This is a genomic window from Alicyclobacillus dauci, assembly GCF_026651605.1.
Taxonomy (GTDB): domain Bacteria; phylum Bacillota; class Bacilli; order Alicyclobacillales; family Alicyclobacillaceae; genus Alicyclobacillus; species Alicyclobacillus dauci.
This window is the reverse complement of the sequence record NZ_CP104064.1, coordinates 3,144,772-3,166,767: the sequence shown is the minus strand read 5'-3', so window position 1 is coordinate 3,166,767 and position 21,996 is coordinate 3,144,772. Positions and strand designations below refer to the sequence as shown.

The 21,996-nt window shown below is 47.8% G+C and carries 19 protein-coding genes and 1 other annotated feature; of the genes, 15 read left to right on the top strand and 4 right to left on the bottom strand.

Annotated features, from left to right (window positions below; genetic code table 11):
- Nucleotides 1-252: 252 nt before the first annotated feature.
- Complete coding sequence (locus NZD86_RS16060) at nt 253-1,581, bottom strand: MFS transporter (protein ID WP_268043057.1); 1,329 nt, start codon at nt 1,579-1,581, stop codon at nt 253-255.
- A gap of 218 nt (nt 1,582-1,799) precedes the next feature.
- On the opposite strand from NZD86_RS16060, the gene NZD86_RS16055 reads away from it, so the two are divergent.
- The 14 genes from NZD86_RS16055 (at nt 1,800) to NZD86_RS15990 (ending at nt 16,353) form a co-directional block, all read left to right on the top strand.
- On the top strand, nt 1,800-2,531 hold the full coding sequence (locus tag NZD86_RS16055; RefSeq protein WP_268043056.1) for a FadR/GntR family transcriptional regulator: 732 nt from the start codon (nt 1,800-1,802) through the stop codon (nt 2,529-2,531).
- Entirely contained in the window at nt 2,528-3,526 is a 999-nt protein-coding gene (locus NZD86_RS16050) for a dihydroxyacetone kinase subunit DhaK (protein WP_268043055.1), read from the top strand. Before NZD86_RS16055 ends, NZD86_RS16050 begins: the two co-directional genes overlap by 4 nt.
- A 52-nt stretch (nt 3,527-3,578) precedes the next feature.
- Nucleotides 3,579-4,157: a DAK2 domain-containing protein gene (locus NZD86_RS16045; protein ID WP_268043054.1), complete on the top strand. Its 579-nt coding sequence runs from the start codon at nt 3,579-3,581 to the stop codon at nt 4,155-4,157.
- Between the two features lie 22 nt (nt 4,158-4,179).
- Nucleotides 4,180-5,088, top strand: a complete 909-nt coding sequence (locus NZD86_RS16040) for a dihydrodipicolinate synthase family protein (RefSeq protein WP_268043053.1) — start codon at nt 4,180-4,182, stop codon at nt 5,086-5,088.
- Nucleotides 5,089-5,192: 104 nt separating this feature from the next.
- Nucleotides 5,193-6,095: a dihydrodipicolinate synthase family protein gene (locus tag NZD86_RS16035; protein WP_268043052.1), complete on the top strand. Its 903-nt coding sequence runs from the start codon at nt 5,193-5,195 to the stop codon at nt 6,093-6,095.
- Nucleotides 6,096-6,224: 129 nt separating this feature from the next.
- On the top strand, nt 6,225-7,370 hold the full coding sequence (locus tag NZD86_RS16030; RefSeq protein ID WP_268043051.1) for an ABC transporter substrate-binding protein: 1,146 nt from the start codon (nt 6,225-6,227) through the stop codon (nt 7,368-7,370).
- A 79-nt stretch (nt 7,371-7,449) separates the two neighbouring features.
- The gene (locus NZD86_RS16025; protein WP_268043050.1) at nt 7,450-8,322 is read left to right on the top strand and encodes a branched-chain amino acid ABC transporter permease; all 873 of its coding nucleotides are present in this window, start codon (nt 7,450-7,452) and stop codon (nt 8,320-8,322) included.
- Nucleotides 8,323-8,327: 5 nt separating this feature from the next.
- A complete protein-coding gene (locus tag NZD86_RS16020; protein WP_268046901.1) occupies nt 8,328-9,341 on the top strand; it encodes a branched-chain amino acid ABC transporter permease in 1,014 nt (337 codons plus the stop codon).
- Nucleotides 9,322-10,065: an ABC transporter ATP-binding protein gene (locus tag NZD86_RS16015; protein WP_268043049.1), complete on the top strand. Its 744-nt coding sequence runs from the start codon at nt 9,322-9,324 to the stop codon at nt 10,063-10,065. Before NZD86_RS16020 ends, NZD86_RS16015 begins: the two co-directional genes overlap by 20 nt.
- A gap of 7 nt (nt 10,066-10,072) precedes the next feature.
- Nucleotides 10,073-10,783, top strand: a complete 711-nt coding sequence (locus NZD86_RS16010; protein ID WP_268046900.1) for an ABC transporter ATP-binding protein — start codon at nt 10,073-10,075, stop codon at nt 10,781-10,783.
- Between the two features lie 62 nt (nt 10,784-10,845).
- Nucleotides 10,846-11,931 (top strand): iron-containing alcohol dehydrogenase family protein, encoded by a 1,086-nt coding sequence (locus NZD86_RS16005; RefSeq protein ID WP_268043048.1) that lies wholly within the window; start codon nt 10,846-10,848, stop codon nt 11,929-11,931.
- Nucleotides 11,932-12,199: 268 nt separating this feature from the next.
- Nucleotides 12,200-13,504, top strand: a complete 1,305-nt coding sequence (locus tag NZD86_RS16000; protein WP_268043047.1) for a nickel pincer cofactor-dependent isomerase, group 22 — start codon at nt 12,200-12,202, stop codon at nt 13,502-13,504.
- 279 nt (nt 13,505-13,783) lie between these two features.
- Nucleotides 13,784-14,089, top strand: a complete 306-nt coding sequence (locus NZD86_RS15995) for a MazG-like family protein (RefSeq protein ID WP_268043046.1) — start codon at nt 13,784-13,786, stop codon at nt 14,087-14,089.
- Between the two features lie 137 nt (nt 14,090-14,226).
- Nucleotides 14,227-14,462: a binding site (T-box leader), on the top strand.
- 352 nt (nt 14,463-14,814) lie between these two features.
- Entirely contained in the window at nt 14,815-16,353 is a 1,539-nt protein-coding gene (locus NZD86_RS15990) for a 2-isopropylmalate synthase (RefSeq protein WP_268043045.1), read from the top strand.
- 129 nt (nt 16,354-16,482) lie between these two features.
- Here the strand turns inward: NZD86_RS15990 and NZD86_RS15985 are convergent, their stop codons facing one another.
- From NZD86_RS15985 to NZD86_RS15975, 3 genes are all read right to left on the bottom strand, one after another.
- Nucleotides 16,483-17,736: a DUF2705 family protein gene (locus NZD86_RS15985; protein WP_268043044.1), complete on the bottom strand. Its 1,254-nt coding sequence runs from the start codon at nt 17,734-17,736 to the stop codon at nt 16,483-16,485.
- On the bottom strand, nt 17,729-18,682 hold the full coding sequence (locus tag NZD86_RS15980) for an ABC transporter ATP-binding protein (protein WP_268043043.1): 954 nt from the start codon (nt 18,680-18,682) through the stop codon (nt 17,729-17,731). The genes NZD86_RS15985 and NZD86_RS15980 overlap by 8 nt, the downstream gene beginning before the upstream one ends.
- A gap of 274 nt (nt 18,683-18,956) precedes the next feature.
- Complete coding sequence (locus NZD86_RS15975) at nt 18,957-19,811, bottom strand: deoxyribonuclease IV (protein WP_407655178.1); 855 nt, start codon at nt 19,809-19,811, stop codon at nt 18,957-18,959.
- A 125-nt stretch (nt 19,812-19,936) separates the two neighbouring features.
- Between NZD86_RS15975 and NZD86_RS15970 the strand changes: the two genes are divergently transcribed.
- Nucleotides 19,937-21,961 carry a peptidoglycan D,D-transpeptidase FtsI family protein gene (locus NZD86_RS15970; protein WP_268043041.1) on the top strand — a complete coding sequence of 675 codons (2,025 nt, stop codon included), beginning with the start codon at nt 19,937-19,939 and terminating at the stop codon, nt 21,959-21,961.
- The last annotated feature ends 35 nt before the right edge of the window (nt 21,962-21,996 follow it).

Here is a 21,996-nt window from a genome sequence, read left to right as displayed (position 1 = left end):
TATTGTATGAGTAACACCACCAAGGCATTACGGTGGTTTATTTGTTAGTTTATAAAAAACGCCTAAATCCCTTTGAACAAACAACCAATACTGAAACAAACCTGTATCAATTATGTACAAATACCACTTTTAATCAGTCATTCACGAAAGTCTCGTCACTATGACAAAGACAAAAGGCTGATGGCAATGGGATGATAGTGCCATCAGCCTTTTTGTATGGGATAGGATTTTGGTTGGTAATGCTATTCCCGTTCAAACTCCAATTGGCCGCTTCAGGACTAATGCGTACATCACAGCAGAAATGATTGCTAAAATACCGGTAACTACCAGGGCGATCGTGAAGCCTCCGAATGATGCAACCAATATGCCTGTGACAACAGGCGCGAATGCTCCGCCTAGAAAGCCTCCGAAATTTTGTATGCTGCCAATGGAAGCCACGTATGCATCAGATTCTACGACGTCGGTGGCGAGAGTCCAGATTGGTGCAGAACACAGGCTATATGTGAACATTCCAACGGTAAGTAACGTAATGGCCAGTCCGTGGGAATGCACGAATGCTGTAATGAGTAATGCTACAGCCGTCAAGATGGCTCCAAGGGATATGGTGTATCTTCTGCCGTTAAGTCTCGTCATACCTTTTGAGATAAACCAGTCTGACAACTTCCCTCCAATTAGAACACCCAGAGTCCCGGCTACGAAAGGAAGCGATGCGTAGATACCGGTTTTTGAAATGGATAAATGTTCTGACTTTTCAAGGTATGTGGGTAACCAAGAAATATAGAACCAGAATAAGTATTGAAGTGCAAAGTCGCCGATAATCATGGCCCATGTGGACACTTGCCCAAACAACTTGATCCATTGTACAAGGGTGATTTTAGTCTGAGGCTTGGCTCGTAGGGAGAATGCGGTGTCGTCAACAACTGACCGAATGTATCGAAATTCCTCTTTACTCAGCCACTTATTCTTTGTCGGGTCTTTGTATAAGATGATCCATCCAATCAATACCAAGAACCCAATGGAGCCGATAATGATAAACATGGACGGCCACCCAAACGCTAGCATAAGAGCAGTTGATAATGGGGGTGAGACGGCAAGCCCGACCTGGGTTCCCGCAATAAATATACTAGTTGCAAAGCCCTTTTCGTGTTTTGGAAACCACGCGTTCGTTGCCTTAATAGCCGCAGGAAACATGGCCGACTCACCGACTCCGAGCAGCACACGGGTAAGGATAAAGCTGCCCATTGATCTCATGAACCCGGTAGATACAGCCACAACTGACCAGAAACCGACTGCGATGGACATAATGAGTTTGGTTCCAAAACGGTCTACAGCCCATCCCGACGGTAAATTCATGATAGCGTACGGCCAGACAAAGGAGGAGAGAATGACACCCATTGCCGCGGGATTCATGTGGAGATCCTTCATGATAAGAGGGGCTGCTACTGAGAGATTACCACGATCCAAATAATTGACTATTGACAGTAGCGTGAGGATGACAACGACAATCCAGCGAATGTTAGATCTCGGGCGGACAGACCTACTGATTAAAGCAGAGTCATTCTGAGGTGATATATTTCCCATTCGAGTCACTCCCTTAGATTAAATGTTAAAGGCAAACCCACAAACGTCGTTGTCATAAACCCGCCTGCCATCGCGTTCTGTGGTCTGACTATAAACCATTATGAAATCGCATACATTCAAAATCAAGCATAAATAATTGTTGATAATCGGATTTTTGTAGGCATATAATAAAGAAAACCTTACAGTGGTCAGACCAGTTGATTGAGGGAGAATATACGTTGACACAAAAAGAATCGGTTGCAAAGATTGCTGCAGAGCGAATTAAAGATTTTATCAAAAAAGGGGAAGTCGGTTCTGATGGAAAGCTTCCAAATGAACGAGACTTATCCAAGATCCTGATGGTTGGCCGTTCATCTGTCCGTGAGGCACTACTCCTCCTGGAAACGGAAGGAGTCATTGAAATCCGACCAATGAAAGGTTCCTATGTTGTCTCTCAAGAGAATTACAATGCCGCCCAATTCATGTCTTGGTACAACCAGTATCAACCTGAAATTTTTCATTTACTGGAGACCAGAATTGCTCTTGAACCGATGGCAGCATTTTTGGCAGCGGAAAGAGTGACAGAAGAGCAACTTGAACGATTGGAAAAGTGCCACGAACAGTTCGTTGACTTTATTATGGAAAATAACGTTATAAAAATCGCCTTAGGTGACGAAGCATTTCATGATTTGATATTTGAATCTTCTCAAAATCCCCTGCTTCAGAATCTCAATAACGTCATCAAAAAAATGCTAACGGACTATCGTAAAAAGGTGTTTTCTATTCCAAAGGAGGCGATGAAAGCCGTAAGTCAACATGACGAAATCCTTCGGTTTATTCGCGAGAGGAACCCGGAGGCGGCGAAGGAAAACATGATTCAACATCTTCTCATATCGAAACGCGGTTTGCTAGAGACCGCAGAGACAGAAGGTAGCCTAATTGATACTTCTTTACGTGGGGGTTCTGAATGAAAAAAATCTTAAATGACCCATCTAATTTCGTAGATGAATCGTTACAAGGCGTTGTGTTAGCACATTCAGATTTGCTGCGTTGTGATGACGACCTAAGAGTAATTGTTAGATCTGACGCACCAGTTAGAGGTAAGGTTGCTATTGCGACCGGCGGCGGTTATGGGCACTTACCGGTGTTTTTGGGGTATGTGGGTCAGGGATTGGCCGATGGAGTATGTGTTGGGAATGTGTTTAGTTCACCGAGTGCAGACGCAATGTTAGCGGTTACCAAAGCCATTCATGGTGGAGCTGGAGTTCTGTATTTATACGGAAATTACTTTGGCGACAAGATGAATTTCGATCTCGCTGCTGAATTGGCGCGGGATGAAGGTATCGAGGTTGAGACGGTTCGTGTTACAGACGATGTAGCATCAGCTCCAATCGATCAGATGAGTAAACGTCGGGGTGTAGGCGGGGTTTTCTTTGTTTATAAAATCGCGGGTGCTTGTGCTGAATCTGGTGCTCCTTTAAAGGAGGTGAAAAAAGCTGCAGAGCAGGCGGCATTGAATGTCCGTACGATGGGTATCGGATTTTCTCCATGTACGATACCAGCCTCCGGGAAAACAACATTTGAAATTGCCGAGGATGAGCTAGAAATTGGAATCGGTATTCACGGAGAACCGGGAATAGCGAGGGCGAAAATTGGTACAGCCAATGAACTCGTGTCTCTACTACTAACACATTTGACGAGGGATTTGGATTTGGTATCCGGAGATGATGTGTCTGTTCTTGTAAATGGTACCGGTAGTACTCCATTAGAAGAATTGTACGTTGCTTACAAAGAAGTGCACGATTGGTTCAGCCAAAAGCGGATCAATATATTCAAGCCGTTTGTTGGAGAATACGCAACCTCTTTAGAGATGGCTGGGTTTTCTATATCGGTTCTCAAATTGGATGACACCATGAAGAGATATCTTGAAACTCCTGTGCATACGCCTTTCATCAAGCAGTGGTAGTGTACTCCATGCCGAAAAAGGGTGAGATTTTTTGCTAGCACTAACAACAACCATGTTAGAGATGGTTCGGGCCTCGAAGGACGAATTTAATCGACTTGACGGTGCTCAAGGCGATGGCGATCTAGGCGTTACCGTCGAACTTGTTATGGAGGCTGTTCACCAGGCTGCACAGGAGCACAGCGATATAAAAAAATGGCTGATTGAAAGCGGAAGCTTAGTTCGCAGAAAAGCGCCATCGACCATGGGTGTGCTGATTGCATTTGCTCTTTCAGCCGCGGGCCGATCATTACAGGATGGGGCTTTGCCGACTACTCAAACGTTCGTGAAAATCCAAGAGGTGATGATTGATGAAATCATGAAAAGAGGTGAGGCAGACGTCGGTGACCGTACTGTGTTAGATGCGCTCGTCCCAGCATTTGAGGCTTACCGAGATGCGGTAGTGACGGGGAGTTCTGCGAAACTAGCGCTTGAGTTTGCGGCTGAAGCTGCTCTGAAAGGTGCTGAGGGGACGAGAAATCTGACACCAAAAACGGGCCGCGCAAGTTGGGTTGGAGAGAGAGCCGTCGGCGAGATAGATGGCGGTGCCTGGTTCTGCTACATGGTCTACCACACTTTGCGTACATTGCCTTAGGTTTTGAGAGGGGGACTTAGCTTTGGATACTTCCTGGTTGAAGGGAATTATTGCTACCGCAGTGACACCTTTTGATGAAAGAGAAGAAGTGGATGAAACTGCTTTTGTAGAGCAAGTGCGCTACCTAGTTGCGGCTGGTGTTGATGGTATCAGCGTTGGAGGGTCTACTGGTGAGGGTGCCATTTTATCCGACGAAGAGTTGAGCCGTTTGTGTGTATTAGCAATTGCAGAAGTAGGGGGAAAGGTTCCAGTAATTGCTGGCATTATCCGTAATTGCACACGTGACGCATTACGAACTGCTAACGCGGTAGTAAAAACCGGTGTAAAAGCATTGATGGTGACGCCGGTACACTACCACGTTTTGGCGCCGGGTGATGATGGCAATTACGAGTTTTACCGCAGAATCGGCAAAGACATTGGGTTACCGATTGTCATCTATAATGTTATTCCACATAACGTGATATCTCCTGAGTTGCTAAACAAACTGTCCAATATTCCTCAAGTTGTAGCCATTAAACAGAGTGGCGGTGATATCCACAAGTTGGCCGAAATGGTTCAAAAGTGTGGAGATCGTATCGTAATCATGAGTGCTGTCGACGACTTGCTATTTCCAACGTATATGGTTGGAGCTCAAGGATCAATTGTGGCTCCATCGGCTATCATTCCGGAGCTTGTAGTGCAGCAATGGCAAGCGTTTCTTCGGAAGGACTATGAAGCTGCAGAAGAACTTCACCGACGAATTCTGCCAGTTGTTCAGGCGATTTCGGGCGTGAACTTCCCGGGGAAGATCAAAGAAGCGATTCGCCAATTGGGAAGAACCGCTGGAATCACCAGAAGCCCTGGCCATGAGCCAACAGAAGTCGAAAAGGAAACGATTCGAAATGCACTCGCATGCGCAGGAGTGTTGGACAGTAGTTGCGAGTCCGTGTGAATGCAGTACTGACATAGCAGAGTATGTGAAGGCCGATGGAGCCTGTTTATTACTACTTCGTCTTCGTGCATTCAAATCAAAATATTCTTAAGAGGTGAAACAGTATGAAATTAGACATTCATGGAATTATCCCTCCAATGGTAACCCCCTTTACGTGGGACACTGAGGAATTGGATATAAAGGCAATTCGAGAAGAAACCGAGTACCTTGTTCAAGCAGGTGTCCATGGAATATGTATCGGTGGTAGCACGGGTGAGGGAGCGGGATTTTCGGAAGAAGAAGTATACACACTATGTAAAACGGTAGTGGAACAAGTAAAGGATAGAGTTCCTGTTATCGGCGGTATTATTGCAGATTCTACGGCTGAGGCAGTAAGCAAGTCTAAAGCCGCAAAAGAGGCCGGAGTAAGTTCCTTGCAGGTCACGCCTCCACACTATCTGTGGACTCCAACCACGGCAGGATTGATTCAGCACTTCCAACGGATTGGGGAAGCGGCAAAGCTGCCGATCCTCATTTACAACGTAGTCCCGTGGGTACCGATTGACGTTCATGCAATGACGGAAATTGTGAACGGTGTTCCCTGGGTTGCCGGCGTTAAGCAAAGTGGTGGAGACATGCACAAGGTAGCGGACATGATGTACCAGCTTCATGATAGAGTCACAATTGTTACTGGAATTGATGACCTGCTCTATCCTGCGTTCTGCCTGGGAGTCGATGGTGCTATTTCGTGTATGTTAGCTGTCGTACCTGAGGCCACCATCGACCTTTGGAATAAGGTGCAAGCTGGTGACCATACCGGAGCCAAGACGCTTCACGACCGATTACTTCCGGTATGGCGTTCAATAGAAGGACCTGATATGCCCTACCTCGCAAAAACAGCAATTGAGTTAATGGGGCGTAAAGTGGGCCCAGCACGCAGCCCAATTCTGCAACCACGTCAAGAGAAGAGGTTAGTGATTCGAGATAGGTTAGTTGAAGCAGGGTTTGCAGTTTCTGCAATCCAATAGTTCTTGTTCTTAATTGTCTATTATAGATCACACTATATATGATTTCTTCGTGGAACAAATACCATTAATATTTTGCACTGTATCTAGGGGTGTTGCTCATCTACAATTTTCAATTTTGGAGGTAGGAAAATGAAAAAGGCCAGAAAGTGCTTGCTTGGTCTAGTGGGTGCCGTGTGTCTCGGTTCAATTGCCGGCTGTGGTACTAACCAGTCTTCAAAAGAGATTAATATTGGTGTTTCGGCTCCTTTGACAGGACAGTTCGCTCAGGATGGTAAGTACATGAAACAGGGTATACAACTGGCCGTTAATGACGTGAATGCTAAAGGTGGTATCGGCGGTAGGCAGATCAAGTTATTCTTTGAGGATGACCAAGGACCCAATCCTACGGTTGCCTCGAATGCCGTGACAAAACTGGTTACGCAAGACAACGTTGTTGCAGTTATTGGGCCACACTTTTCCCCAGCCATGCTTCCAGCTGAATCTTTGTTCAGCAAGTACAAAGTGCCTGCACTGACCGGAGCCACCGGGCCGGTGATCACTGCACAAGGCAATCCGTGGATTTTTCGTATTAGGTTAAATGATTCCATCGGGGCAAAATTACTTGTACAGTACGCAGTAAATGATCTTCATTTAAAACGTGTGGGATTAGATTACGTCAACACGTCCTTCGGACAGAGTGGGATTCAAGCAGTCAAACAAGCCCTTGCTGCAGACGGGATTACCCCAGTTGATATTCAAACACACGATGACTCTACGAAAGACTTCACATCTCAGATATTAAGTTTTGAAAAGGCAAAAGTAGATGGCGTTATCGTCTGGACAGACGATCAACCTAGCGGTCTCTTAGCCCAGCAGATGAAGCAACTTGGCGCGAATTTTAAGCTGATCGGCTCAACCTCGTTTAGCCAACCACCATTTCTAAATCTGGCAGGCAGTGCTTCTAATGGGGCATATGCTATTACTGACTTTACGCAAAACAATCCCGACCCACGGATTCAGGCCTGGGAATCAAAGTTTAATAGTGTCTATCACACAAAACCTGAATTGTATGCGACGGCCTATTACGACGCAATGAATATACTAATAGATGCGTTACAACACTCCAGTAAAGTCGATGCACCATCAATTCAAAAGGCACTTGAGAACATTAAAAATTACCAGGGCGTCATTACGAATTACAGTTATAGCTCCGGCGGGGACATGGTTCATGCCGGCTTAATTACACAGGTACAGAACGGTCAACCCGTGGTAATTAAGAAGGTTAGTGGGTCATAATCTAGGTTAAAAAAGTGAGGGGATGGGACCGTACCCTTCCCCTTTTGCAACCGCATTCTATTTAAAGTGGGGGAAGCCAATGAGCCTTCAACTCATCATTTCTGGTCTGGCAATGGGGGCAATCTATGCCCTGATTGCATTAGGGTTCACCTTGATATGGAACGCTGTTGGGATTGTTAATTTTGCGCAGGGTGAATTAGTCATGATTGCTGCGTACGTTAGTGCAGGTTGGTTGGCTATGTCTTTACATTTACCATGGGTTCTTAATTTACTCATGGTTATGATTTTTATGGCAATATTCGGAATATTCATTGCGCGATGGATGTATCATCCGTTGCGAAAGTCATCACAATTGTCTGCAATTGTAGCGACTATCGGTTTATCACTGTTTCTGAAGAACATCGCAGTTTTGATATGGGGACCAGAACCCTTAATAGACCCTAGTCCGTTCAAAGCTGTTACGTTGCACGTCGGACGCGCCGCATTCTCAGGTCAATATATCAGTATTCTTGCTGCCCTATTAATTCTAATGGGATTACAGGTATTTATGTTTCGCCGTACGCAAGTTGGGCGTGCAATGCAAGCTACTGCTCAGGATGGAGAAGTGGCACGTCTCATGGGGGTTAATACTAAGACGATCATTTCCATCATTTTTGCGTATGCGTTTGTACTAGCGGGAATTGCTGGGGTTTTGATGGCCCCATTGTTCTATGTATCAGCCGATATGGGGAGTCTGGTTGCATTGAAGGCGTTTGCAGCCTGTATTATCGGGGGGTTTGGTAATGTTCAGGGGGCCCTTGTAGGAGGGCTTATTCTTGGTGTTTTAGAAGCCTTCGGATCTTACTTTATTTCCTCTCAATACGTCGATGTGATTTCCTTTGGACTGTTGATCGCGTTCCTAATTTTCCGACCACAAGGGATTTTTGGTGAACCAATCATGGAGAGGCCGTGAAAACAATGAAGCGAAGAATAGCTGTTGTTTCAATAACTCTGATTATTGCATACACTGTCCTATTGTTTCTGGCCCAAGTCCTGGATGTCTACTATGTCCACGTATTAAATGTCGCTTTGATCAATATTATGTTGGCTGTCGGCCTGAATTTTATTGTAGGATTTGGTGGACAAATTTCCATGGCTCAGTCGGCGTTTTTTGGTATTGGTAGCTATACGTATTCTATTCTCGTCCTTCACCATAGTCCCATGCTTTTAGATGCCGTTTTTGCTGTAATCATAACCGGTATCGTTGGGCTCGCCTTAGGATGGCCAGCATTGAAGCTTAAGGGTCATTATTTAGCATTAGCGACACTTGGCTTTGGAGTAATAATGGGAGAATTAATGACGAATCTGGAGCATATTACCGGAGGAGCCAATGGGCTAACTGGCATTCCACCATTTTCAATTGGTTCACTGCAATTAAATACGGACGGACGAATGTTTGTCCTATTGTTAGCAGTTGCGTTCTTAACCGTAATTCTTTCCATAATATTCTCCAAAAGCCCGATCGGGATGAGAACGAGAGCATTTCGCGATGACGAAACGGCTGCCAGTATGGTGGGAATCAACGTTAGCCTAATGAAAATCATGCTTTTTACCGTTTCGGCAATGTTTGCGGGCTTAGCAGGAGTACTCTACGCTGGGCTACTCGGATACATCAGTCCGGACGTTTTTGCTTGGAGTACCACATTTAACTACCTTGTCATGATCGTCGTGGGTGGCCTGGGTAGCACCGCTGGCCCAGTAATTGGTGCCCTACTGTTTACCTTCATACCGGAGTGGTTACGGTTTCTCAAGGATTCATATATGGCCGTGTTTGGGTTAGTAGTCATTATTATGATCGTGGTGGCCCCTGAGGGGTTGAAAGGACTTGGGGCAGTTGTTTGGGCCAGACACCTCAAACGCCTATTTCGAAGAAATCCCGAGAACTTAAAAGCCTCAAGGGAGGGCACCGCGTATGAGCATCATTCAAATTGAGCATCTAATTAAGCGTTTCGCGGGTGTCATCGCGCTCGATGACGTCAGTTTTGCCGTGGACGAAGGTTCTATTCATGCAGTTATTGGCCCAAACGGCTCTGGAAAGACAACACTTTTTAACATCATTAGTGGTGTCTATCGTGCGACCGCCGGAAGTGTAGTGTTTGATGGGGAACCCATTCAAGGATTACGTCCGTTCCAGATTGTCCGGAGGGGGCTTAGTCGCACTTTTCAACATCCGCGATTATTTGGCTCAATGACTGTCATTGAGCAGCTCATCGTCGCATTGCACCCGTCCAAATTGTGGGAATTCGACAAGCAGAGTGAACAAATTGCCCGGGAGAAACTCAATTTGGTCGGTTTAGAACACGTGGCTGATATACCTGCTGCTAGTTTACCGCAGGGACAGAGACGTCTACTTGAGATTGCACGGGCCTTGTGTCTTGAACCTAGGGTTTTGCTTTTAGATGAACCGCATGCCGGGCTGAATCCAGTGGAAACGGAACAGCTTATGGTATTGATTCGAAAAATCAACCAGCAGGGGATCACAATCCTTTTGGTTGAACACGAAATGCGAGTCGTCATGACCCTGGCTAACAAAATTACTGTTCTTAACTTTGGTAGGCTCTTAGCTGTCGGGTCACCGCAAGAAATTCAAAACAATCCAGAGGTGATCACGGCATATCTAGGTGTTAGAGAGGGGAGACTCACAACTCATGCATAATGTGCCGTTGTTGGAGATTAATCAGTTGGCAGTACAGTACGGGGACATTACAGCGGTTCGTAATGTTACTTTAGACGTTTACCCTGGTGAGGTTGTGACCTTGCTTGGATCCAATGGAGCCGGAAAAAGTACTGTTTTACGAGCAATTTGCCGGCTGGTGTACCCTTCGGGGGGAGACATCACGTTTAACGGTCAATCCTTACTTACCTATGAAACGAGAAAGTTGGTAGGCCTAGGGATTGCACTTGTTCCTGAGAATCGACGCATTTTTCCCGCGTTAACAGTGACTCAAAATCTGGAAATGGGTGCATATGGTAGGTCTCGCTCGTATATACGAGAAGGCATTGAAGAAACGTATGAGCTGTTTCCATCGCTTAAGAGATACGCAAGAAAATTGGCGGTTGGGTTAAGTGGCGGTGAGCAGCAGATGCTCGCGATAGGTCGTGCACTGATGAGTCGCCCTCGTCTGTTACTTCTTGATGAACCGTCCCTTGGATTAGCACCGATGTTAGTCGATCAGGTGTTTGAGAAGCTTGGTCAAGTTAACCTATCAGGCACTACCATTCTTTTAATTGAGCAAAATGCAAGGATGGCTCTCATGCTAGCGAATCGTGCTTACGTGATGGAATCAGGAATCGTCACGTCACACGGGACGTCGGAGGAGTTATTGGCAGATGAACAGATTAAGAATGCTTATCTAGGTATGCAAACTATTTGACATTTTAAACCGTGAAATGGGTGAACGCGGTAACCCAGATCATATATGAGAGGTGTAAATGAATGTCTGTTGATATTGTGCAAGGAACGCCGAATCTCTATTTACATCAGCCGGGACTGCTAAACAAAGCAGGAGAACATATTGGGAGGTTTGGTAAAGACGTTTTGATCGTTACTGGAGAGGAGTCATGGAATGCAGTGGAGCCTCAGTTTACTAATAGCTTAACAGATAACGGAATTGCGTTTTGTATTGAAAGGTACCGGGGCCAGTGTAGTTATGAAGAAGTCGGGAGATTGTGTGCGACTGTAAAGACACCTACGGAACTCGTTATTGGTGTAGGAGGGGGCAAGGTACTTGATACAGCGAAGGCTGTTGCGGCTAAGGTTGACTTGCCCTTTATCGCGGTCCCCACACTTGCGTCCACGTGCTCCCCCGTTACCCCGGTGTCTGTCATTTATACGACGGATGGGGTGTTTTTGGAGTCTCAAGTTTGGCCAAAAAATAGCCTGGTTACATTAGTAGACACTCAGGTTGTCGCCAAGTCACCATTAAACTACTTTCTTTCCGGTGTAGGGGATACGTTAGCGAAGTGGTATGAATCTAGTGCGTCTTCTACAAGGAACAATTATCATAATGTTCCTACAATAGCAGCTTTACAAATGGCTAGACTTTGTAAGACTACATTGTTCCAGAATACAGAACAGGCAATTATGGACTTAGGGGAATGGAGACCATCTCCTGCTCTTCAGGAGGTCGTTGATACTATCTTCTTAGTTGCAGGAATGGTCGGGGGACTGGGTGGTGAGGCATGTCGTGCCGCAGCGGGACACGCCATACACAATGGCCTCACCATCCTCCCTCAAACGAAAGGCATACTTCATGGTGAGAAGGTAGCTTACGGGGTTGCTGTCCAGCTTGTACTTGAACGCAAAGATGACGAACTTGCTGAACTATTATCCTTCTATAAAAAATGCCATTTACCGGGAAAACTATCGGACATGGGGATTGACTTGTCCCAGATTCAAGAAACATTGTTCACACAGGCAATTGCAAACTCACTGTCAGATGCCAGCATGAACTTCATGCCTATGAGTATTACGGAATCAATGCTGCGAAATGCGATAATTGAGTTGGAACTCCGTGGATAAAAAGGGCTCTTAAAACTTGAGTTACCAGAGGGGCTTGTGGAAATGAGGCTGGGAATTATCAAGGACGTAATCGGACACCAATAGATTCCTGGCCTGGAACGGGTAACTTCCGAACAGAGATTCTGCTGTCCTCCACTGGTAGTTTATATGATATATCCCCAAGGAGACCATTACGTCACCATCGGAAAATGAATTACAGATACAGGAAGACTTTCGTCTGTCTAATTATGCAGTATGTTTTATCGCAAGCTCATAGGAGGAAGCCGGTATGTATCTAAAAGTTACTGGGGGATCTGTACCAATCGATGGGGGATACGACACTTTGATCCCTCAATTTATAAAAGTTAGACAGGTATTTGATTCTACCATGATTGATGACATTCAAGCTAAAATTAGAGACGAAGTTCAAAAAAAGGGGATTAGAGTAAAGATAAAGCCGGGTATGCGAATCGCTGTCGGCGTCGGGAGTAGAGGAATTGCGAACCTGGGTCTAATCGTTCGGTGTCTAATTGACGAATTACAAAATCTCGGTGCCAAACCATTTATTGTTCCAGCGATGGGGAGCCACGGAGGAGCAACAGCGGAAGGTCAAGCAAAATATTTGAAGTCACATGGAATCTCACAACAATCAATGGGAGTTCCAATTCATTCTTCAATGGACGTCATTCACATTGGAAACACCAGTAGCGGTGTTCCAGTTCTGTTCGACAAAATTTGTTGCGAATCAGATCTTGTAATTATCGTTGCGAGGGTGAAACCGCATACGGACTTTAAAGGGCCGATCGAGAGCGGTCTATGCAAAATGCTAGCGATAGGCCTAGGGAAACATGCAGGGGCATCCAGATTACACAAAGAAGGGTTTGAAGAATTTCATCATGTAATTCCGGAGGCCGCAAAGGTAATCCTTAACAAGGTCCCTGTCGCATTTGGATTGGCCGTAATCGAAAATGCTTATGACCAGACGGCGTTCATCGAAGCCGTTGAGGCGAGTCAGTTTCTCGAGCGAGAGCCTATCTTACTTGATATCGCTAAGTCTCGTATGCCAAGATTGTATTTTGACGATTTGGACGTACTAATTGTCCAGGAAATCGGAAAGAACATCAGTGGCGCGGGCATGGACCCGAATATTACTGGAAGGTCAGGTTCCATGGTGGACCAAGGATTTATTGCACCAACTATTCAACGCATTGTAGCATTGAATTTAACAAATGAGACGCATGGGAACGCATCAGGCATCGGCTTAGCGGACGTTACAACCAAGCACCTAGTGAACAGTATTGATTTTCCCGTTACTTATGCCAATGGTATCACTTCAACAGTACCGTCCTCATGTAATATTCCCTTGGTTATGAATAACGACAAGGAAGCTATTGTAGTCGCAATGAAAACGTGCAATCGGATTCGGCTCGAAGAAATCAAAATGGTTTGGATCAGAAACACCTTATCGTTAGAACACATATGGGTGTCAGAGAGTCTCATACCTTTTGTAAAAAGCCGTACACACTGTCAAGTGTGTGGTGAACCCCAATTCATTAAGTTTAGCGATCAAGGGCACATGATACCTTTTGAATAGGATCGGTTCATCACAGTTGGATAGACGGTGAATGTAAGCCTAAGTGCTTACGTCGGTCAATCTATTCCTTAAGGTTTCTGGCGCGTTGACAGTAGTTGGTACACCACCAAATGGGAACGCAGGTTTATGTGGATGTTCGAAAGTCTCCACGTAACACCCTTCCCGGGCGAGTTCGCGATGTCTAAACAGACTTCCTTTCTCATGACGCCTCGTATCCAGGTGACAAGCAGCGAACACTGCGATAAAATACGGAAAATTGATACGTGAATGAGGGGAAATATGGAACGCAAAACGATCTCATTACCTCGATTATCCGGCCTAACACCTACTCTCGAATCCACCATGCTCAAAATTACAGAAGAAGTGGGAGAGCTAGCTCAAGTCATCGGAAAGTTTCGGGGGCTGTCCGGTGAGCGAGAACGCATGGAACAAGATCAGGTCGTTCGAGCCATTGTATCCGAACTGCTGGACGTCGCTCAAACCGCGACATCGATGATGTTTGTGATTGAAGATTTGTATGGGGTCGACATGCAACAGGAGATGGAAAAGCACATCGATAAACTTGCGCAGAAGGGGTATCTCTAACGGGAATCTTCTTGTGCACCCCTTGTCATCGCGTCGACGGGCATTCATGCTGTGGACACAGCGTGCTCTCAACACTGTTGACCAGTGTGCGGAGTCGTGTTAGTCTGAAAACATAAAAGTTTCAGTTGTTTGTTATAAGGAACGCAGTGAATGGGAGTGTCAAGGACCATCACTTGTCAGAGAGCTGCGGGTTGGTGCAACGCAGCAGGTGAATCTTTGAACCTCGCCCAGGAGCGGTTAGGCAGAACATTTGTATGCCTAGACGATTGACCATCGTTAACTGGTCTCGCAAGATTCTTGCGGCAGAGGTGGATCCGGTATTTCGGGTCAACAAGAGTGGTAACGCGGTTGGTGATGACCAGTCGTCTCTTTGGAGGCGGTGGTCTATTTTTATTTTCTGGACATTCTTCTATATCGAAACGCGATGATGGGAACAAGCGACATGGTAGAGCTTGCAAAGAGAACTGTGGGTTGGTGCGACACAGTGAAGCTTCATATCGCGACTCATCCCTAAGTGGTGGGGCAGAACAGTTTGATGGCTAAGTAAGTCCCGACGTTTGACCGACGTTATTTGGGTCGCAACATACACGTTATGTTGTACGGAGTTGGGTTTGACATGTCAAACCAACGAGGGTGGTACCGCGTTCGACAGCAGGTCGATCGTCCCTTGAGGGCGATTGACCTGCTTTTTTTATAACTAGACATCATAATGGAGGGATTCAGACATGAGGAGAATCAGAATTTTTGACACAACACTACGAGACGGAGAGCAAGCGCCGGGATGTTCGCTATACCCGCATGAAAAAGTACAGATTGCCGAGCAACTCGCAAAATTGGGCGTGGACGTCATCGAACCCGGCTTTCCCGCATCAAGCCCAGGCGACTTTGCTGCCGTGCAGACGATTTCCCGTACTGTCAGCGGGGTGGAAATTTGCGGTTTCGCACGAACACTGAAGGGTGATATCGATGCGGCCATTCGTGCGACACAGGATGCAGAACGTCGGCGGTTGCATTTGTTTGTTTCATCTTCCCAGATCCATTTGGACTTTCAGTTGCGCAAGACTCAAGATGAAGTGGTTCGCATGGCGCGCGAGATGGTGGCCTATGCGAAGCAGTTTGTTGACCAAATCGAGTTTTCCCCGATGGACGCCACACGTACGGGTGAGGAATTTTTGTTCAAAATAGTGGAGGCGGTCATCGAGGAAGGCGCGACCATCATCAATTTACCAGACACCGTGGGCTATGCCCTCCCAGAAGAATTTGGGCGACTCTTTCGGACAGTTCGAGAATCGGTCCGCGGGGGCGATCGCGTTGAGTACAGCGCACATTGCCATAACGATTTGGGCTTAGCAGTTGCCAATAGTCTGGCTGCCATTCAAAATGGAGCCACCCAAGTAGAACTCACCATCAATGGCGTGGGTGAGCGCACGGGAAACTGTTCCTTGGAAGAGTTGGTGATGGCCATCGAAACGCGCAAAGATGCCCTCGGGTTCGAGACCGGCATTCAACTCGACCAAATATATGATACCTCCCGCCTGGTCAGTCGGGGGATGAATTTCCCGATAGCCCATAACAAACCGATTGTCGGGCGGAATGCGTTTCAACACGAGTCTGGAATCCATCAGGATGGTCTACTGAAGAACCGAAACACATACGAAATCATGGACCCGGAACAATTGGGTATACCGCGGAGCATGATCGTCTTGGGAAAACACTCGGGTCGACACGCGTTAAAGCATCGCGTCATGCAATACGGCTTGACATTGAGCGATAGGCAGATGGATGACCTGTTTGGCGAGTTCAAGATTTTAGCTGACGGGCAAAAATTCGTATCGGACGAGGAAATTATGGGGCTTGTCAGTAACCAGGCGAGATCGCCTGTCGTCCCGTACACGCTGATTGACCTGCAGGTGGTTACCAACAACCATCGGGCCAAGGTTGCGTCCATCACGATCCGCGATAACCGCACTGGCACCGAACGCAGTTATGCCGGTACCAGTGCAGGATCGGTGGAAGCCATCGTTCACTGTTTGCGACAAGCGATGCCGATGGAATTTGACTTCCGTGACCTCGAGATGTACTCCCTCTCGTCAGATGAGACGGCCCATGCACAGGCTGTTGTCTCCATTATGGTGGACGGTGTGGAGTACCAGGGAACGGAGACGGACACAGATACGGTTCTGGCCGTAGCCAAAGCAGCCTTGTCCGCGTGCAACCAGGCCGTCGCTGGAATGCGGGAGTCAGCTGAAACGGATGCTGTGTAACGGAAACGTCATGTGGCAGGATAAAAAGTGCACGTAGGTCTGTAGGCCTTTTCGAAAAGGTGATGGGGCTATCCCGCATCCCGCGACGGAATGCGGGATAGCCCCGAATTGGACACTTGGGATGTATCCTCAGGCGTTCAAAATGTCTCGTTTTGCAAAAACGAACAGCGACACGCACAGTGAGACGACACCCCAAATGCACAGCACCAGAATGCCCATGTCCAACGTGATATTCTGCTTGATTTCCAAAGACAACCCACCAGTCCAATTCTGTGCCAAATCCAAGTGGGTGGCAAATACCCAGCGGAGCCAGGAAGCGTGACTAGCCATCTTGGTGATGACAAATCCGATCACGACAATGCCCATCGCCGTGGCCGTACTCGCCATGGCCGACCTGAATAGGGTGGAGAAGAGAAACGTGATGGTCGCGACGACAACCATTGCTAGAACCATCAACAGACTTGCGTACACAAAGAACGTCCATTCAGGTAAGATGACTGCGTGATCATAGTGGGCGATGGGGATGATTTGCGGCATCGCTCCGTTCGTCGCACTCGATGTGTCAATGACGTTTGCGAAACTATATGACACCCCGGTTAAGATGGGTTGGGCCGATCCAGTCGCGCCCCACACGGCCATGCTGATGGCCTGAATGGCTGCACAGAGCAGAATCGTCCATAGAGCCCCCGAAGCAATACTGACGATCCATTTCCCGAGAAGTATTTTGGCCCGCGAGACGGGACGCACGAGTAACAATTTAATCGTCCCCGAAGTGGACTCGCCAGCAATCATGTCGGACACGAGAATCACCATGACCATGGGAAAGAAAATCATAGATGCGATGGAGAAGAAATTGATCGTCTCCGAATAGGGATTGGAAGTCCCGTTTGGCAGCGGCTTGACATTGTGATCGAGATTGTATTGCAACTTCGCGATCTCTGCGTGCTGACCGGCAATTTCAGATTGATTTCGCATCTTTGCTATGTCTGACGTTGTTGGTTGCTTCTCGATAGACGCGATGTTTTGCTTGTCCGTATCGATCTCTTTTTGCACGGCATGTCGCCAGTTTGGCCCTTGTAGTTCCGCGTTCTGTTTGAGCGTTTCCTGAATTTGGCTGAGCTGCTGACGTAGGTTGGCGATCATGTCACTTTTGTGTGGATCATTCGACTGTTTGACCTGCGTAATTTGTTGTTCAATACTTGAAATCTGCATTTGTTGGTTGTGATTGAAATTCGAATATTTTACGTAGTTTTGATGGCTGTGATACTCGCTCATTCCATAGATAGCAAGGATCAGCAGACTCAACAGCCCTGTGATATAAAATCTCCGCCTGCGAAGCAACTTCATCCATTCGTTCGCGATGACAGCCCACAATTCACGCATGTGTGTCACCTCCGGGAGCAATTTCGCGGGTTGATGGATTGATCTGAAGGCCGTCAGTAAGATCCAAGAAGGTATTTTCTAGCGACTCTTTGACGGGTTCGATAGAGAAGATATCGACGTTGGACGAAACCAGCGTCCGAACCATATGTGGTACAGCATCGGGCTCAATCTGTACAGACAAAAGATTGTCAGCTACCACTTGAGCGGTCAGTTTTGCATCGAGCAGTGCTTTCTCCGCTGCGATCGCGCTGTTGACACGGACGGAAACACTGCGAACGGACCCCTCAGTGATGTCGGACATCTTTTCTTCTGCAATGATTCGGCCGGATTTAATGATCGCAACACGGTGACAGATCTGCTCTAACTCACTAAGCAAATGGCTCGATACGAATACGGCCATGCCTGTATCGGCAAGTTGTTGCATTAAACCACGGAATTCACGCATCCCGGCCGGATCTAACCCGTTCGTGGGCTCATCCAGCACTAATAGTTGAGGGCGAGCCAAAAGCGCTTGCGCCAGTCCCAAACGTTGACGCATCCCTAGTGAATAGCGGCGAACTTTCTCGTTCTCGCGACCTGTGAGTCCCACAATGTCAAGCACTTCTCGAATACGTTTTCCGTGCGTGGGAATTCCAGCGAGTCGTGCATAGTGGATGAGATTTTGCTGACCCGTTAAATAGCCGTATGTCTCCGGATTTTCGACAATGGTACCAACTTGAGAAAGCGCCTTGGAACGCTCCTTTTGGATGTCGTAACCAGCAATTCGAATCGTCCCTTTAGTTGGTTTGATCAGTCCAACGATCATCCGAATCGTTGTTGTTTTTCCGGCACCGTTCGGCCCCAGAAAGCCGTAGATCTCTCCTTCGTTGATAGACATGTTGACATCCTCGACAATCATACGAGAGCCGATTTTCTTTGTTACGCCTTGAACCGACAACACACTCATCTTTTGCCTCCCATTTGGTCTAGACGTATATGTAGACGAATTGGATCGGCAATTTGTATCAGAAAGCACAGAAATTATGATTGGGGTTTCGCATGCATTGCATGGTTGAGAACATATGGGAGCGTAATGGGGAAAGGTAAATATGCAATGAAGGGTCAGTTGCGAAACCGTGATGACGGTCCGGCCCACATCGGCCGAGGGGCCGTTCAACGTCTTCACGATGACTCAGGAGATAGGAAGTCATCCTAACCGATGTAGACGGCCCATGCCTTCGTCAATTGGTCTCTACGTTCCGATCCAATAGAAAATCAATCTCTGCCTTGTATTTCCCGCTCGGTGTCTCGAGAATTTGTGGAATGCCACGCAATTGCGGATGGTGAACGATCCGTTTGATGGCTTCTCCACCGAGTGATCCGTCACCGACGTTCGCATGCCTGTCCTTTTTCGCATCAAACGGATTTTTGGAATCGTTGATATGTGCTACTTTCAGTCTGTCGAGGCCGATCACTCGGTCAAACTCTTCTAAAAATCCGTCAAAGTCATTCACGACGTCATAGCCGAAACTGTAGTTGTGACATGTGTCGATGCAGACCGCCAAACGCTCCTGATGCTTGACCCGACTGATGATGTCGGCGATTTGCTCCAAACTGTTGCCGACTTTCGATCCGTCTCCTGCCATGGTCTCCAGGCAGATATATAACTTTTCGTCCCCAGTCAGGATCTCGTTCAGGCCGTCGGCAATTTGCTTGACGGCAAATTCCTCTCCTTCACCGACATGTGATCCCGGATGCATGACAATGTAGCGAAAGCCGAGGTATTCGACCCGCGCGATTTCTTCACGAAGGACGTCGATGCCGTATTGTCTCGTTTCCTCTTTTGGACTGGCCAGGTTGACGAGGTACGAGAGGTGGACGACCGGATCGACAATGCCGTGTTCCTTCATGAGCTCAAGGCCCTTTTCCCGATTGAAGTTTTCAATCGGTCGCGCTTTCCCGCCGCGATTGCTGCGAGTGTAAATCATAAACGTGTTTGCACCGTAGGATATGGTTTCTTCGACGGCGGCTAGAAGGCCTGTTTTGGCCACGGAAACGTTTGCCCCGAGCAGAATGTCATCGTGTTCACCCTTCAACGTCATCCCCTCCAATATCACACGTTATGGTAACACATGGGACGACAACTTTCACCAAATCCCTACATGAACGGGTACAGACACGGGAAAGCTGGAAGAACATTGTAGTTTGAGGTGATTTAGACGTGAAATGGGAAGAGAATCCGCGAGCGGGACGCCTGGTTTGGATATACAGTTTCGTCGTTGCGGCCGTTCTCGCACTCATTCTTCGCCTGGGCTACCTCGATGTCGTGCGTGGTAAATCGTTTCATGACAGGGCGGGGCAGACGTTATCGACTTATTTGGGTGTCATGCCGAATCGCGGCTGGATCTACGACAAAGGCATGAATGTTCTCGCGTACAATGCCCCGTCCGTGAGTGTTGTACTCAGTCGGTTTGGCGTGGAGAAAGAGCTTTACCCTCAATTGGCGCACCGTCTCGCACCGGTTCTTCACGTTCCGGAGGATGAACTGCTTAAGCGTATGACACAAAACCTCGGTGACAAGGAAATTCAGTTATACGAGAACGCATCGCGCAAGCAGATTGCCTACATTGCTGAGCATCAATCTCAGTTACCGGGCATTCAGTGTGTCGAAGATGTTCGACGTGTTTACCCGTATGGAAGCCTTGGCGGACATATTCTCGGTTACATCCAACCACAGCCTGCAAGTGCTGCTGATTCATACCGAAAGGCAGGCTATTTGCCGGAGCAGAAAGTGGGGATTACCGGCATTGAGCGTCAATATGAGGCGACACTGGCGGGGAAACACGGTAATCGTGTGTGGCAGATCACCAGCTCCGGTGTACCTATCAAGTCATTCGGCATGTCTCCAGAACCAACACCTGGCCAAAGTCTACGCCTGACCCTCGACGCGTCTTTGCAGGGCACGGCTCAGCAGCTCGTCATGGACCAACTCGATCACGTTCACCACAAGCTGCACATCCATCCCACGGACGCTGAGGCCGTCATGCTGGACACCAAAACGGGTGGTGTCCTTGCAATGGTGAGTTATCCATATTACAACCCGGAGTGGTTTGTGGACGCGGGGGAATACGACAAGCACGAAAAATACATCAACAATACGCGATTGACGCCGATTATTAACCATACATTGACCAGTCCGCGCTATCCCGGGTCGACTGTGAAACCGGTCAATCTTCTCGCGGCGATGGCAAGTGGTGTCATCACACCTTACTCGACCATTCAGGACAATGGGAAGCTGATGGTTGGGACTTACGAGGCACACGACTGGATGCCGGGAGGGCATGGAACCGTCGACGTGCCAACCACCATTCAAAAGTCCTGCGACACGTTTATGTATCAAGTGGGCATGTGGATGGCGCATTGGTACGATGGCCCCCTAGGGGGACGTAGTTTGAGTGTGTGGAATCAGCGGGAACGAATCGCCGGACTCAACAGGATGTTCGACTTAGAGTGGCACTTTGGGCTGGGGCCGAAAACGGGGATCGATCTACCCGGCGAAGCGGCAGGCCGCTTTTATGCCAACGACAGCATCCATCACCGGATCGTTCCCTACGATCTCCTTGCATCAGAACAAACGATGAAAGAACAACACTACGTTCCCAACGCCGGACTACTGTACGACAACGCATTTGCTGCAATCGGACAAATGCAGGAATTCACGCCACTCCAACTCGCCGTCTATGCCACGACGATTGCCAATAACGGCACCCGTTTACAGCCGCATTTACTGGATTCCATCCTCTCATCTGACGGAAAGAAAGTGATTTCGCGAGTGAAGCCGCGCGTGATCGATCACGTCCACATCCCACCCGAACACCTTCGCGCCGTCAAGCTGGGTATGGTACGTGCCGTCAATCAACCGGGTGGGACCGCCTACCGCCCATTTATCGGCGCTAGGTACACGGCAGCCGGCAAGACAGGAACTGCGGAGATCAGTCAGTGGGGTAAGAAGACGGACATCTCGCTGTTTATCGGGTACGCGCCTGCAGATAATCCACGGGTGGCCATCGCAGTCATGGTTCCTGGTGGCGGGGAGTCGAGCGACGTGGCCGTACCGCTTGCTCGGAAATTGCTCGACGCCTACTTTGACAACGAGCGTCAATCGAGTCAAGAGAAACAGGAGGTACTGCAAGCCTGGACACGCGGGACGGCGTCATTGAATACGGAAAACGGACAATTGCCATGAGTGCCAACGAGGTCTACGGGGTAAGCTACTATCCT

Coding starts and splice junctions, on each gene's coding strand:
- NZD86_RS16030 (WP_268043051.1), top strand. CDS start 6,225: ATGAAAAAGGCCAGAAAGTGCTTGCTTGGTCTAGTGGGTGCCGTGTGT.
- NZD86_RS16000 (WP_268043047.1), top strand. CDS start 12,200: ATGTATCTAAAAGTTACTGGGGGATCTGTACCAATCGATGGGGGATAC.
- NZD86_RS15985 (WP_268043044.1), bottom strand. CDS start 17,736: ATGCGTGAATTGTGGGCTGTCATCGCGAACGAATGGATGAAGTTGCTT.
- NZD86_RS16060 (WP_268043057.1), bottom strand. CDS start 1,581: ATGGGAAATATATCACCTCAGAATGACTCTGCTTTAATCAGTAGGTCT.
- NZD86_RS16005 (WP_268043048.1), top strand. CDS start 10,846: ATGTCTGTTGATATTGTGCAAGGAACGCCGAATCTCTATTTACATCAG.
- NZD86_RS16035 (WP_268043052.1), top strand. CDS start 5,193: ATGAAATTAGACATTCATGGAATTATCCCTCCAATGGTAACCCCCTTT.
- NZD86_RS15995 (WP_268043046.1), top strand. CDS start 13,784: ATGGAACGCAAAACGATCTCATTACCTCGATTATCCGGCCTAACACCT.
- NZD86_RS16020 (WP_268046901.1), top strand. CDS start 8,328: ATGAAGCGAAGAATAGCTGTTGTTTCAATAACTCTGATTATTGCATAC.
- NZD86_RS15980 (WP_268043043.1), bottom strand. CDS start 18,682: ATGAGTGTGTTGTCGGTTCAAGGCGTAACAAAGAAAATCGGCTCTCGT.
- NZD86_RS15990 (WP_268043045.1), top strand. CDS start 14,815: ATGAGGAGAATCAGAATTTTTGACACAACACTACGAGACGGAGAGCAA.
- NZD86_RS16025 (WP_268043050.1), top strand. CDS start 7,450: ATGAGCCTTCAACTCATCATTTCTGGTCTGGCAATGGGGGCAATCTAT.
- NZD86_RS16045 (WP_268043054.1), top strand. CDS start 3,579: ATGTTAGAGATGGTTCGGGCCTCGAAGGACGAATTTAATCGACTTGAC.
- NZD86_RS16015 (WP_268043049.1), top strand. CDS start 9,322: ATGAGCATCATTCAAATTGAGCATCTAATTAAGCGTTTCGCGGGTGTC.
- NZD86_RS16050 (WP_268043055.1), top strand. CDS start 2,528: ATGAAAAAAATCTTAAATGACCCATCTAATTTCGTAGATGAATCGTTA.